Here is a 14,433-nt window from a genome sequence, read left to right as displayed (position 1 = left end):
GTCGTACGTGGGAGTCGTAGCCCCCAGGCGCAGCGTGCCGCGATAGGTTTTTCCCAGATGCATGAACGCATCTTGCAGTTTCGTAGCTTTGCCCAGCAGCAGAACGAGGAGCCCCGTAGCCAGCGGATCGAGCGTGCCTGCATGCCCCGTTTTACATCCCCCAAAATGACGCCGTACGCGGTGCACTACGTCATGCGAGGTAGGCCCCCTGGGTTTGTCAATGAGCAGCGCCGCCTGCACCGGATCGGGGCAGTTGGGTGCACGCACCACGATGCCAGGCGGAATGGGGCGCTGCGATGCAGCTGTGACCATGAAGGCAATGCAGGGTACAAGTTTTGGGGATGCGAATCAGGCGCGTATCTACCAGAACACCTACTGGGCCGCGTCAGATGTTTCAGAATCGGAGAGCCGCCGTTCGCGTTCAGCGCGGATGCGATCGAACAGGGTCTCCATGCGCTTGGCGCGTTGGAGCGATTCATCCAAAAAGAAGCGCACCTCCGGAATCGTACGCATCTGATGGCGAATCCGGCTGGCCAGGCTGGACCGGACTTCATCACTAAGGGCTTCTAACTGCTTAAACGTGGCCTTGCGTTCGGCCTCGGTCTCGCCCATCACACTTGCGTAAACATACGCAATGGAGAGATCCTTCGTGACGCGCGCGTCGGTGATCGTCACCATTGGCGTCAGGCGTTCAGCATAGTCTTGCTGGAGAATCTGTGCTACCTCGCGTTGAATGAGCGTAGCAACACGTTCGGTTCGGATACTCATAGGAAGAAAACGAGACAACAAAACAAAGACGGTGAGCAACGCAGCCGACGCTCGACCGGCGGACGTGTCCCGCCAGACCGAGCGCCTGGTTACGTGGTGTGCATGTGCGAGTACAGGCGTTAGACTTCAAGCGTGCGCCGCTCTTCTACAACGACGTAGCTTTCGAACTCATCGCCAACCTTAATGTCGTCGAAGTTCTCGATGGCGATTCCGCACTCGTATCCGGTCTTCACTTCTTTTACGTCGTCCTGGAATCGTTTGAGCGAAGAGAGCTGCCCGTCGTACACAACGACTCCTTCGCGGAGTACACGAACGCGATGATCGCGGCTGATGGTACCGTCGGTCACGTACGAGCCTGCTACAGTGCCTACACCCGGCACCTTGAAGATCTCGCGGACGTCGGCGCGGCCCTTCACTTCTTCGCGCTTCTCTGGGCTCAGCATGCCTTCAAGGGCATCGTGCACATCCTCAATCGCATCGTAAATGATCGAGTACGTGCGGATATCTACCTCTTCGCGCTTAGCAGCGTCACGGGCCCCCGAGGTCGGGCGCACCTGGAAGCCGATGATGACGGCTTCGGAGGCACGCGCCAGCATCACATCGCTTTCGTTGATGGCGCCCACACCGCTATGGATGATACGCACGGCCACCTCGTCGGTACGGAGCTTCAGGAGCGCATCGGCCAGGGCTTCGACCGAGCCGCCCACATCCGCCTTCACGATAAGGTTAAGCTCGTTGTATTCACCCGTGGAGAGGCGACGACCGATCTCGTCGAGCGAGAGCTGACTCTTACGGCGTAGCTCCTGCTCGCGGTGGATACGCTGGCGGTTCTGTGCAATCTCGCGGGCTTCGCTCTCGTCGTCGAGCACCACGAACTGATCGCCCACTTCGGGCGAACCGTTGCAGCCCAGAATTAGCGCAGGCTGTGAGGGCCCGACCTCTTCGATGCGATTGTCGCGCTCGTCGAACATAGCCCGGACGCGTCCGCTGTACATGCCCGCCACAAATGGGTCGCCCACTTCGAGCGTCCCGTTCTGCACGAGCACCGTAACTACGTTGCCGCGCCCCTTCTCCAGGCGGCTTTCGATGATGACCCCATCGGCTTCGCGTTCGGGGTTGGCTTTCAGTTCGAGCAATTCAGACTGCAAGAGCACCTTCTCCAGCAGGTCGTCGATGCCCTGCCCGGTTTCGGCGGATACCTCGGCAGACTGCACGTTCCCGCCATATTCCTCAACGAGTACGTTGTGTTCGGCCAGTTCGGCTTTCACACGCTGCGCATCGGCTTCCGGCTTATCCATCTTGTTGATCGCAACCACAAGGGGCACATCTGCCGCTTGCGAGTGGTTAATCGCCTCAATGGTCTGCGGCATCACCGAATCGTCGGCGGCCACCACCAGAATCACGATATCAGTTGCTTTTGCGCCGCGCGCACGCATGGCTGTAAACGCCTCGTGGCCTGGCGTGTCAAGGAAGGTGATGGATCCATCCTGATCGGCCAGATCAACCTGGTGTGCACCAATGTGCTGCGTAATGCCGCCTTCCTCGCCTGCAACGACATTCGCGCTGCGAATGTAGTCAAGCAGCGACGTCTTTCCGTGATCGACGTGTCCCATCACCGTCACAACCGGGGCACGCGGCTCCAGGTCATCCGGGTCGTCCTCGCGCACCTCAATGGCATCGGTGCTAAACTCGTCGATGAACTCGACCTCCATGTCGTACTCCGCCGCGATGAACTCAATCGTGTCGCGGTCGAGGCGCTGGTTGATCGACACCATCATGCCGGCGTCAAAGAGCGAGGCGATGACTTCTTTCACAGGCTCGCCCATGAGGTTGGCCAACTCGCCAGTCGAAACGAACTCGGTGACGCGCAGCACGCTTTCTTGCTCGGCTCTGCGCTCACGTTCGCGCTTCCGCTCTTCTTCGTGGCGCTGACGGCGGCGACGGCGGCGACGCTGACGCGCGCGGCTTGCGCCTTGTTCGAGCTCTTGCAGCGTTTCTTGGATCGTCTTCTCGACGTCCTCTTCCTTCGGCTTGCGGCTCTTCTTGCGCTTTTGCTTCTGCTTCTTCTTTTGCTTTTGCTTCTGCTTCTTCTTTTGCCGCTGTTTCTTCTTCTTTTCTTGCTTCTCTTTTTTCTTGCGCTTACGCTTGCGCTTGCGGCGACGCATCTTCGAGAGATCAACCTTCCCGACCACTTGCGTACCCGAGAGGCGGTAACGATTTGCTTTTAACGTACCGTCTTTCGCTTCAGCCTCTTTCTGTTCTCCCTCTGCCTCTTCTGTATCGGCGTCAGGGGCTTCTGCTGTAGCTTCTGCTGTGTCGTCGGTGTCGTCGGTGTCTGCTTTTGCTTCAGCCTCGGTTTCCTCAGATTCTTCAGAGGCTTCAGGGTCGCGGACGTCAGCATCTGCCGCTACCGTTTCGGTATCCGCTTCTTCGGAACCTTCGGCAGTTAACATTTCGTCATCGCTCGATGCCTCGTCCTTCTGGACTGCATCTTGCGGGGAAGCTTCCTCTTTAGCCTTGGTGTCTGTACTTTCGGGGCCTGTGGCCTCCGCCTCCGCAGCATCGGGCTCGGTTTCAGGAGCCGACGATGCGTCATCTACTGCAGGCGTAGCCTCCGCCTCGGCAGCAGGCTGTGCCGCTTCCTCCTCTGAAGTGTCGGGCTCATCCGTAGCTTCGGCAGAAGGACTGGTCTCGTCTTCTGCAGCAACGGGCGTCTCCGTGGGCTCATCCTCCGCTTCGGCATCAGCAACAGGAGTCGCCTCAGAGGGCGTATCATCCGCGTTGGAAGCTGTTGTAGCTGCTTCCTCGGCATCGGATTCGGCATCAGCGGTTTCCTGGGCCTCGGATTCTTGAGCATCGGCCTCGGCGTCAACAGCGTCTGGGGATGCCGCATCCGGCTCTGTGCTCTCATCGCTTACCACCGTGAGTCCCCCTTTGGCGTGCTGATCGGCACGAATGACCTCCGGTTCATCGGGTTCATCGGAGGGCTCGTCGGAAACGTCCGCATCGGCGACCGCATCCTCGTCAGAGATAGCTTCGGCTTCGGAAGACGTGTCGGAGTCGGGCGTTGGCTCGGGATCGTCGGAAGCATCGATGGAAGCCACCTTGTCGCGGTCGGTCGTTTCGCTGGCGTCTTGCGCACGCAGCTCTCGGATCCGCTCGGCCGCTTGGGCATCATCGGCATACTTCTCCCGCAGCACTAGGTACGCTTCCTCATCGGCGATCTTGGCAGTCAGCCCCGATCCCGTGAGTGCGTCCTCGTATCCCTCTTCCTTCAGAAACTCTTCGACCCGGTCGGTCGAGATGTTGAGCTCCTGTGCGACACGGAATAGCCGCTTTTTCTTGAATGCTTTTTTTTCAGTCGTTGCCATAAAGTGGTGTTAAGTTACTCAATGCCCCATCGAATGGGGCCGAACGCAGAACGATTAGGCAGTATGCATGGGAAGCTTTCTATGCGGGTTTGTTCATAGCAATGACGATAAAAGCATGAGTACAACGGACACGGAAGAGTCGTGGTCCTGATTGACGAAATCCAGCGCTTTGCCGGATCTGGCCTATTCCGAACGATCGACCTCAACACTCGCCTCAGACGAACGCGGCTGGGACTCGTCTGGCGTGCCGGTCTCTTCCGTCTCGGCCGGTTCCTCGTCCTCGTCGGAACCGCCCATGGCTTCCACCTGGAATGCTCCTTCGGCCAGAAAATCGGGTACGGTTGGGCCCCGCTGAAACTCGGTGCGGATCACATCGATCACATGATCGGCGGTGTCGCGGTTCATACCTGTACGGCGGGCCAATGCTCCAGACGACAGCTCGAGCACTGCTTTTCCGGTATCACATCCGATCTCTTTCAGTTGTTCGATGACCTCGGGCTCCAACTCATCGGCAAACTCTTGAATCTCGATATCCTCTTCATCCGCTGGAATTTCGCGGTAGACGTCGATCTCGTATCCCGTAAGCTTCACGGCCAGCTTGATGTTCACGCCCTTACGGCCAATCGCCTGGCTCACTTCGTCGGCGGCGACTTCGGCACGGGCGCGAGGCGGTTCGGCCTCTTCATTGATCTTAACGCTTACCGGCTCGGCTGGCGACAGGGCGCGCTTGATCAGCGTCTGAGGGTCGTCGGACCACTCCATCACGTCGATGTTTTCGTCAGATAGCTCACGCACCACCGCATGGATGCGCACGCCTTTCACGCCCACGCAGGCCCCCACCGGGTCCACCCGCTCGTCGTGACTGGTAACCGCTACCTTGGCCCGATCGCCGGGTATGCGGGCGATCTTCTTGATTTCGACAATACCATCGTACACTTCGGGCACCTCCAGTTCAAAGAGACGCTCCATGAAGGTCTCATCGGCACGGCTAACCACAACCTGGGGGTCGCTCCCCGAATCGCGGCGCACCTCTTTCACGACAGCGCGCAGCATATCGCCTTTGCGATGGCGGTCGTCGGGGATCTGCTCGCGGCGGGGCAATACCATTTCAACGCTATCGTCGTGCACAAGCAACGTTTCGTGCCGACGAATCTGGCGGATCTCTCCGACGACGATCTCCCCGATCATCTCGGAGTACTCCTTGTAAATATGCTCCTTCTCGATGTCGCGGATGCGCTGCTGGAAGGTCTGGCGGGCCGTCATCACCGCTCGGCGCCCAAACTCCTCGATGTTCATCTCACTAGCCACCTCCTCGCCGACCTCAACGTCGGGATCCACAGCCTGCGCATCGCTTATCCGAATCTCGGTCACCGGATCGACCAGATCCCAATCATCAACCACTTCCTGAATGTGGAGGATCTGAATATCGCCCTGGTTCGGATTGAAGATGATCTCAAAGGCTTCATCGGCCCCGTAACGCTTCTGGATCATTGCCCTGATCACATCTTCGACAATAATCTGCAGCGTTGCCCGGTCAATGTCTTTGACGCGAGCAATCTCTCCAAATGAAGAAACGAGATCGGCGCTTCGCATGGTGTATTTGGGGCTTGCATGAAGGAGAGGCGACTACCAGGGCAGTTCAATCTTGGCCCGTTCAATCGCGGTGTAGGGCAGCGTTTGCGTAGCACCCGACGGCAGTTCAATCGTTACGGTTTCATCATCGGCCGCTGCCAGCGTCACAACTTCGTACTGGGTGGATCCATCATCAGGATCATCATACTTAATGCGGAGCTCGCGTCCAACGTTCTTCTGGTACTGACGGGGCGCCGTAAGTGGACGTTTGATGCCGGGGGATGACACATCGAGGGTGTATGACCCAGGCACCACGTCGTCTACGTCAAGTTCGAATCCCACATCGCGGCTGATCGCGGCCAGGTCGTCATGCCCAATGCCGTCATCGCCATCCACAAAGAGTTCGACGACGCGCGTACCGCGATGCCCACGAATGTTCAAATCCACCAAGAAGTACTCGGTCGGGCGGAGCACCGAACCCACCACAGCACGGATTTTTTCGTCGAGTGTTACCGGTGCAGACTCGTCGTTGGTCATGTGCGAGCGGTTGGTTCGTAGGTACTCGGTATCGCATCCAAGTCGTGAGCGATGCAGGCAGGGTGGTACAACAAAAAAGGGCGGCTCCGCAGCCACCCCAGGCATCGCGCCACAATGGCGCGGCAGGTTGTTGTCCCAGTGGATAGCGCGTACTTTGCCTGCCCACCGGTTGTTTCTAACGGGATACGGCTTTGTACACAGTTACACCGATTTGCATATACGGGTCGCAGAGGTAACCTGACCCAGCTGGTACGCTTGCTACTCAATCATGTGGGTGAAACCGTTTTACCGCATCCTGAACGGCCTGCTCGTCTCCTGCAAATGTGAGACGGTCGCCCACCTTGAGCGTATCGTCGGCAGAAGGGACAAAGGTTGTGTCGTCGCGTGCAATTACAACGACGATACAGCCGCCCGGAATCTGCTTGTTAAGCTCACGGATTGACCGCCCTACAAGGTCATCAGCGGTAATCTTGACCTCTTGTATATCGTGCCCCTCTCCCAGCACGTTCATCCAGTGCGTGATCGCAGGCCGCTCGATCTCGTTATCAATTACAAAAGCGGCAGCCATCGCTACGTCAATGGCTGTCACGTCCAGCGTGTCGAATGCCTCCATGTTACTCGACTCATTCACGCGTGCGAACACGTCCTCGATGCCAAACTTGGACCGTGCAAGCTGGCAGATGAGCAGGTTGTCGTTGTCGTTTTCAGTCACTGCAATGACCTGCTTGGCCCCTTCAATTCCGGCTTTCCTCAGCAAATCGGGCTCGGTCCCATCGCCGACCAGCACGGTGAACCCATCCTCGCGCAGCTGGCTTGCAGCCTGTTCGTTTGCTTCTACGATGATGACGTATTCGCCTCGCTTTTCGAGACGTTCAGCCAGAGCGCGCGATATATGACCGCCGCCGATGAGGAGTGTTTTCATAGGGGAAACCGAAAGAGCTTGTGCAATTTGTCGTGCAAGACCGGCCTCAAGCACGACAGTAAAGAAGATAACGAGGAAGACCGCACCGGTAAGAACATCGGCCATGGCGGCGTCGCCCTCAGCTGCCAGTTCGATAGCAAAGAGCGTGGCTACGCTTGCTGGCACGATCCCGCGCGGGCCGACCAGTCCAAGAAAGATTCGTTCAGGTATGGTAAATCGCTCCACCCCCGCCGTGGCGCCAGCAATCACGACAGGGCGAATGACGAGCACCACGACAAGCACCAATGCAATGCCCCACACGCCGAGCGCGAGCATCGCGTCGATGTCGATGAGAGCTGCCAACGCAATGAATATAAAAGAGAGCATAATGAGCGTAAGGTCACGCCCAAACGTCTCCATGGTCTCTTCGTGGGGGAGCTCCAGGTTGCCAAGCAGGATACCCGCCGACGCGGCAGCGGCAATACCTGCCTCTGCAGCCACTGCCTCTGCCAGTGCAAACGCACCAATGGCCCCGCTCAGAAAGAAGAAGCGCGCGACCTGCGGTGCATCACCCGGGATCAGGTCGCGTGTGAGCACGAAGTACACGACTCCTGCCGTGATTCCCCCTGCCAGGAGCCCGAACCCCAGCCGCTCGGCAAAGGCCACCAGGCTCGCTGCTGTACCTGCGTCGCTTATGACCATCGTCTCATAAATGACAATCGATGCGATGGCCGCCGTGACATCGTTAATGATACCTTCTGCCTCCAAAACAGAGGCCACGTGCTCTCGCACGCGCACCACCTCCAGAATAGGCGTGATAACCGTGGGTCCGGTCGCTACCAGCAGAGCGCCAACCAGTAAGGCTATCGACAATGGCACGTCAAGAAGCAAGTAGACTGCTGCGGCAGTACCCGCCAGCGTAACTACTGCGCCGAGTGTAACCAGCCGGAGCGTAACAGTAGGCGCTTCCCGAAGGCGTTCCCTTCGTAGCTGGAATGCCCCATCGAATACAATAAGGGCCACGCTGAGGCCAACAATAACGGATAGCCCCTTACCGAAGAGATCGTACGTGACGAGGCCCAGCCCTTCCCCACCGAGTGCAACGCCAATAAAAATTAGAAATAAGACGCTCGGAATCTGGAGCCGCCGGGCCAGGAACTGAGCAAGGATACCCAGTATGAAGATGCCAGCGACGATGGGAAGAAGATACGCATCCACAAGAACCTACCGTCTCAGTGTAAGAGACAACGAGCATGGCAACGTTTCCCAGGCGCGTATGCAAAAACAACGTGCGTTGAGAAGTACAGAAGTGTTAATCATTTATGCATACAGATGGGGACTACGAACGATCCGTAGTGCTCTGCCACAGGTCAATGGTTGGGGTAGTAGCACCTCTCTCAGGACGCGTTGTGCTATACATCTGATCGCTGTTGAACATACAAAAATGCTTGTTTATGCCCCCACACCGTCATCCCAGACGGAGCGGAGCGACGATCTGGGATCCATGCCCCAATGGAGGGATACGTTAGCGGAGTGAATGCGCCCTCAACCGGCGAATGGATTACTTCGTGCGTCGCTTCGCTCGGCTCCGGATCAGCGGCGCCAGGGGCGCCTTGCCTGTCCTGAACTCGATTCAGGATCTGGATGACGGGCGTTGGGGGGCTGTGCGACTTCTGAACCTATAGCACAACCCGTTCTTAGAGGGCGCGCTTTCTGCAGCAGAGGCCGAAGAGAAAACCATCGCCTGGTACGCGCTTCAAATTGACGAATCGACGTTCGGCATCTTTGATACGTTTGCGGGCGAAGACGGCCGTCAGGCGCATCTCGATGGTGAGATTGCGGAAGCGCTCTTTGCCCGCGCCGACGAACTCCTCACCGAGCCGCCGCAAGTCGAAAAAGTGGAGATTCTGGCCGCGAAGTAGACGCTGCGCTGTGAGATTAATCATAGCAGGACTTACGCAGTTGCAACTCACGAATGTCATCTCGTCGCGAGGCTCTGCCTCGTGACGCCGTCGTTTAGGGGCTCCGCCCCGTCCACAGGCAGGAAATGACGCCCCTCGGGTCAAGTGCGTAACTCCTAACTCTTTTCTTTCACGCGTATGGATGGGGTCCAATACCAGAACCACCAAAAATGTCTCTTACTTGGACGTAATTGGATCGTCCTATGTTGACTTTTTCCCTGCATACATAGGCTACGATTACAGTTTCGACGGCCGCTTTGCAGGAGTTTCTGCTACTCTCAATTACCAAACAAATACGTGGTATAGTCAGAGAGGGAACCATCTCGTATACGACGAGAGCACGGATTACCCAAATGGGTACGTAAGAATTCAAGACTGGTCTGGCGCTTGGGAATACACGTGGTCGTTTTAGCGGTGCAAGTTAGCCGGGGACATGGCATTCTCTCGCCAAGTCCTCGGCCATTTGTTTGTCATTTTCTTGCATACATTTATATAACAACTGAACGCCATGACTCCGCAATCTATTTCATATCTGGTTGGGCGCGTAGCGATAAAGCTGGCACTGGTGGTTTTACTCATCGGATGTGATACGACCACGGAGCCCCCGGAGCCTGACCCGGTTGCTTGTGAGGGCGACGCGCTATCCTCGTCCGTGACGTGGGAAACCCCGGAGCAGGTGCCTGTCGATGTGGACGGTATTGCCACTCATGCTGATGTAGCCATCCACGATGGCGAACCGGTCATCGCATTTCATCAGGTAGATACGACTGGAACGTTCGTGACAATACAAGACGTGTATGTCGTACGACGTACGGCGTCAGGATGGACAGAGCCGGTTAACCTGTCACAGAGCGATACGCCTTCCATGAATCCCACGCTTGCAGCAGGACCCGATGGTACGCTTCATCTCATGTGGGGAGAACGACTGCAGGATGCCACTCCGCGCCCCGACGTTGTACCAGATGCTGTGTACTACACCCAGAGCACCGATGGCGGCCAGACCTGGCAGCCTGCCGAAGAAGTGTTCGCTTCGCGCAGCGATGACTTCTTTGCTGCACCACGCAGTTTTGCTTTTGATGATGAGGGACACCCTCATATCGTGCTAACCTCCCAGGAAAATGAAGAAACGCCTCCTCAAATCCGGCACTTTGTTCGGAATACATCGGGGTGGACGGGTGGTAAAACACCAATTGGAGGACAGGGAGGCGGATTTGATCCTGATATCGCGTTTAGCGAAACAGGGGTTCTTTCTGTCACCTACCTGGCCCCTGATACAACCCGAGAAGAGCGAGATCGGAATAGCGTGTTTGTGACACATTCTGAAGATAACGGGCAAACATGGTCGGAGGGCGTGCTGGTAGACCGTTCAGGATACAGCGAGCCTGCACAAACCCCTTTTATCCGCTACGGCACCAACGACCAATTGTACATTGTCTGGGCTAAGAGCCTGAACGGAGACTTGAGTGCTGATGCGATATTCGGGAGCTGTTCGCCGAACGGCGGTACGGAATGGACGGAGGCTAAAAATCTTACCCCCTCTTTTTCCATCGATGGGTTTCTTACCTTTTCCTCTGTTGCCATTGATGGAACTGGTGCCGCAAATCTCGTCTTCCAGAAAAGTGGATTCAGCACCACCTCCTTCCCCGCTTTCTATCTCCGTGGAAGTGGTGAAACATGGACTTCCACTGAAAACTTGCTCGACACCGATGGGGCATCACAACATATCGGATTAGCCACAGACGAAACCGGAGATGTTCATGCGTCTCTTCGTATGATTGACCGTGATCCAGAAGGTATCTACTACAGCCGAGGAACAGTGGAATAAAAGGCGCGACGTTGCAGCAGGTGTTACGATGGTGTGTGAATGGGAAAGTGCGAGCAATGCCTTCTTGCAAAACAAATGGATGTGTCCTAAAGTATGCAATGAACGTAAAGACTTCTGACTTATCTGTCGTAGATCCGTCTGAGCTATGACAGGTGAACATATACATATCTCGACAGACAACCAGCCAGTAACTTGCCATGCGATATCTTACCACAACACGCTGTGCTCTCGTTTTATTGATGGCGGCACTTGCCATCACGGGCTGCGACTCGGTCGAGTCCGGCGAGGAGATGCCCGATCCCTACGCTGAGATGGAGATCGGTGCGCCGCTGAACACAACGATTGCGGGCAACGCTGCGCTTGGTGGCAACGACGCCTTCTCCGACGAGGCCGCGTTCTTCCTCCCGATTGGCGATTCGGGCTACACCCTGACCGCCGTCCAACTATTTGGGGAGGATGACACCGGCGCGTCTCACTCGCTTTCGTTTACCCACATTGGCGAGGAGCCGCTTGGTGAAGGCTCGTACGACCTCGGCTTCGACCTGCCGTGCGAGGATCCGTCGGACTGCCGCCGTCCGGGGCTGTTCTTTGGCGATCGGCTCATGACGAATTACACGCGCGTGGCTGATGATTCGCTGCGTTCGTACATGCTGCGCGATGGGTCGCTTACCGTGGAGCAGGCCAGCGATGACGGCATTGTTGGGTCGTTTGCGCTGGAAGCGGGGGTGGAAATCAGCGTATCGGTTGAAGATCTCGAGGCATTCCAGGACTCGCTACGCGCCAATATGCCCACCTCGGGCGCGCCCCGCGATCTGCCCGAACCGCCGCCGCATACGGTGCAGCCGCTGGAGCCTGCAATGACCATCGAAGGGCGCTTTGCCGCTACACCTGGCGAGTTCCCGCGCCGCCCGGGCTCCTCATTTGGGTGGATGATCCGGGGCGGTGTGTTTAGCACCGTACAGTAGCGAACGATCACTGCCATGCAGCGCCGCCCAACACATGACGTTTAGGTGACGTCTCGTACTTCGGTATCTGCTGGTAGTGCGTTCTGAAGGACCTCATTCAGCCCGTAGGGACACGGCGCACCGTGTCCCTACTGCTGTTGCCGGCCTCTGTACGCTACACCGACAACATTGATATCTACACCGATGGACGCATCGCGCCCGCTGGGCTTCCCGCAAGAGACTTACAGCACCAAGTAAGCGCGCTCTGCAAGTAAGCGCGCTCTGGGAACGTAGTCCGGGTCTCGCTTCGTTCTTTCGTTCCTGGTTGTCCTCTATACAGTTGTCTATGCTGCATGCTGCTTTCCAAGAGTTGCGAATACGGATTGCGTGCCTCGTTGTATTTGGCCTCGCTTGATGAGGACGGGTACGTATCGATTGGCTCGATTAGCGACGCACTGGATATCTCGTTTCCGTATCTCACCAAGATCTTCCAGCAGCTCAACAAAGCCGGTCTCCTCACCTCGCACCGGGGGCCCAGTGGCGGCGTCGCCCTCACCTGCGACCCCGAGGCCATCAGTCTCTACGAAATCGTAGTGTCGATTGACGGCGAGGCGCTGTTTACAGAGTGCGTATTTGGCCTGCCCGGTTGTGGCGAAGGAGCCCCGTGCCCGCTCCATGATCAATGGGCCGATTAGCGCAGACAGCTGGCGACGCTGTTCCGCAACACATCGCTTGCCGCAATGGCCACGCGCATCCAGGATTACGACGTGCGCCTTACCGCTACGTAGCGCTTTCTCAACGATGATGGGTAGTCGTTATCCCTGAAGTGATTGAGTGATCGAGAAACGAGTAGATCCCGGTTCTGCTCTCAACAGGAGTCGGATTGTCCGGGATGCCAGGATGCTGGGGAGGTTGTACGCCTTCTGAACCCATAGCCCAATCCGTTGTCGCACGAGTTCGGCTATGCGGGTTGGATACGGCATGGCAGGCTCGCAGTGGAACCTGTCCCTCAAAAAGAGGGGCGGGCACAGACCGAGGAAAACCGCTTTCGTAACAACGACAGTCCCATGAAGAGGCGCATCGTGGTTTTTTTTCTTGGAGGGCTTATGCTATTCGCTGCACATCCGGGATACGCACAGGTCAGCGATTCGCCGGGGGAGGAGCGTGCTTCTTTAGGAGGCGAGCGCTCGTTTTTTCTGGACGGGGTATATGGCGGCATTGGTATCGCAGCGTATGGATACCGCGGCGCGCTCCGTCAGAATCCAACCAATAATGTGCTGAAGTATGTGACCGCCGCGCATCCGTCGGTGCACCTGGGCGTCGACCGGCGTATGGGGCGATACGACCAATACGGATTGGATCTGCGCATCGGGTATAACCGCGTGTCGGGACAAGTGTCGGGGACTGCGCAAGCGCCCTTTACATTTCAATCGCACCTTGTTTCGGTAGAGGGTACTGGTATGTATTCGTTGCCGTACATTCAGCAGGATCTGCTGCGCGTATTTGCAGGGGGAGGACCATTGCTCACGCTGGCCCCGTCATTTTCAGAGAATCCGCCTGACGGATATACCGTTGATGCGGGAGAAACGGGTGTGACCGGCGCGCTTGTTGGTGGTCTGCTGATCCATGACACATTCCGGATTGGCGTGCGGCTGCCTACCTCGTCTACACTGACGTTCGTCTCCCCCAGCCAAACCATACGTCCCACCCCCGACATTTTGGGCTTTGTTGAGCTCACCTATCGGTTCGGGCTATAGCTGCCTGACTTGCCGGGCTAAAGCCAACGCGGCGCCCCATTTCTCGCCTACCGGACTGCTGCCGAAAAGCTCATTCCTCCGCTCCGTTTGAAACCCCTTCCGCGTGCGTTGCATTTCGGAGGGTGGTCTGCCACTGGGCAGATTGCTCGCTTCTGTTTGCCATCGAACTGTTATCTATGCTGCCTCGCCCGCTACTGAGCGCCCTGCTGTTCGCCTCTACGATACTACTGTGCGCCATGCCTGCTGCGGCCCAGTCTGCTGACGATGCTCCTGCTTCGGAGCGTCCGGCGGTCGCATCCCCCAGTACCATTAACACGGTGCAAGTGGAGATCGACGGCGGCGTGCCCATGTACCACATTGCGCGGCTGGGCGAGCCGGTAGTGGAACCTTCGCCGCTCGGCTTTGCGCTCGAAGATGCGCCCGACCTCGACGGCCCGTTCGCGATCACCGCGGTCGATACGTCGTCGTTCGACAATACGTGGGAGCAGGTGTGGGGCGAGAAGCAGTTCATCCGCAATCACTACAACGAACTGCGCATCACGCTGACTGAGCAGGAGGCGCCGGGGCGCGACCTGGTGGTCACGTTTCGCGTCTACGACGATGGCGTGGGCTTCCGCTACGAATTCCCCGAGCAGGAGGACCTGGAGCAGTTTCGCATTGCGGATGAGCTGACCGAGTTTCGTATGACGGGCGACCATGAGTCGTGGTACATCGACGCGTACCAGTGGAACCGGTTTGAGTATTACTTTGAAAATACGCCGCTTAGCGAGGCCGATACGGTACACACGCCGCTCACC

Annotated in this window: 10 protein-coding genes and 2 pseudogenes; 6 read left to right on the top strand and 6 right to left on the bottom strand. The window is 57.4% G+C overall.

What is annotated here, in order from left to right:
• From truB to R6U20_RS02910, 6 genes and pseudogenes are all read right to left on the bottom strand, one after another.
• A pseudogene (gene truB / locus R6U20_RS02935) lies at positions 1 to 312 on the bottom strand (tRNA pseudouridine(55) synthase TruB); the annotation flags it as partial.
• Between the two features lie 60 nt (positions 313 to 372).
• A complete protein-coding gene (rbfA, locus tag R6U20_RS02930; protein WP_410336375.1) occupies positions 373 to 768 on the bottom strand; it encodes a 30S ribosome-binding factor RbfA in 396 nt (131 codons plus the stop codon).
• 119 nt (positions 769 to 887) lie between these two features.
• Positions 888 to 4,139, bottom strand: a complete 3,252-nt coding sequence (gene infB / locus R6U20_RS02925; RefSeq protein ID WP_410336374.1) for a translation initiation factor IF-2 — start codon at positions 4,137 to 4,139, stop codon at positions 888 to 890.
• A 183-nt stretch (positions 4,140 to 4,322) separates the two neighbouring features.
• Positions 4,323 to 5,732 carry a transcription termination factor NusA gene (nusA, locus tag R6U20_RS02920; RefSeq protein WP_410336373.1) on the bottom strand — a complete coding sequence of 470 codons (1,410 nt, stop codon included), beginning with the start codon at positions 5,730 to 5,732 and terminating at the stop codon, positions 4,323 to 4,325.
• A gap of 33 nt (positions 5,733 to 5,765) precedes the next feature.
• Positions 5,766 to 6,248, bottom strand: coding sequence for a ribosome maturation factor RimP (gene rimP, locus R6U20_RS02915; protein WP_410336372.1), 483 nt, complete (start codon positions 6,246 to 6,248; stop codon positions 5,766 to 5,768).
• 262 nt (positions 6,249 to 6,510) lie between these two features.
• Positions 6,511 to 8,346 (bottom strand): cation:proton antiporter, encoded by a 1,836-nt coding sequence (locus R6U20_RS02910; protein ID WP_410336376.1) that lies wholly within the window; start codon positions 8,344 to 8,346, stop codon positions 6,511 to 6,513.
• A 497-nt stretch (positions 8,347 to 8,843) separates the two neighbouring features.
• On the opposite strand from R6U20_RS02910, the pseudogene R6U20_RS02905 reads away from it, so the two are divergent.
• From R6U20_RS02905 to R6U20_RS02880, 6 genes and pseudogenes are all read left to right on the top strand, one after another.
• Positions 8,844 to 9,071: pseudogene (locus R6U20_RS02905) on the top strand (putative quinol monooxygenase); the annotation flags it as partial.
• Between the two features lie 547 nt (positions 9,072 to 9,618).
• Complete coding sequence (locus R6U20_RS02900) at positions 9,619 to 10,935, top strand: hypothetical protein (protein ID WP_410336371.1); 1,317 nt, start codon at positions 9,619 to 9,621, stop codon at positions 10,933 to 10,935.
• Between the two features lie 197 nt (positions 10,936 to 11,132).
• Positions 11,133 to 11,900, top strand: coding sequence for a hypothetical protein (locus R6U20_RS02895; RefSeq protein WP_410336370.1), 768 nt, complete (start codon positions 11,133 to 11,135; stop codon positions 11,898 to 11,900).
• A gap of 332 nt (positions 11,901 to 12,232) precedes the next feature.
• Positions 12,233 to 12,574, top strand: a complete 342-nt coding sequence (locus R6U20_RS02890; RefSeq protein WP_410336369.1) for an RrF2 family transcriptional regulator — start codon at positions 12,233 to 12,235, stop codon at positions 12,572 to 12,574.
• 411 nt (positions 12,575 to 12,985) lie between these two features.
• The gene (locus tag R6U20_RS02885; RefSeq protein WP_410336368.1) at positions 12,986 to 13,636 is read left to right on the top strand and encodes a hypothetical protein; all 651 of its coding nucleotides are present in this window, start codon (positions 12,986 to 12,988) and stop codon (positions 13,634 to 13,636) included.
• 236 nt (positions 13,637 to 13,872) lie between these two features.
• Positions 13,873 to 14,433 (top strand): glycoside hydrolase family 97 N-terminal domain-containing protein (locus R6U20_RS02880; protein ID WP_410336367.1); only part of this gene is annotated, 561 nt, incomplete at its 3' end.

The sequence above is a fragment of the Longimonas sp. genome (assembly GCF_046498435.1).
In the GTDB taxonomy this organism is placed as follows: domain Bacteria; phylum Bacteroidota; class Rhodothermia; order Rhodothermales; family Salinibacteraceae; genus Longimonas.
This window is presented reverse-complemented; position numbering and strand designations above follow the sequence as displayed.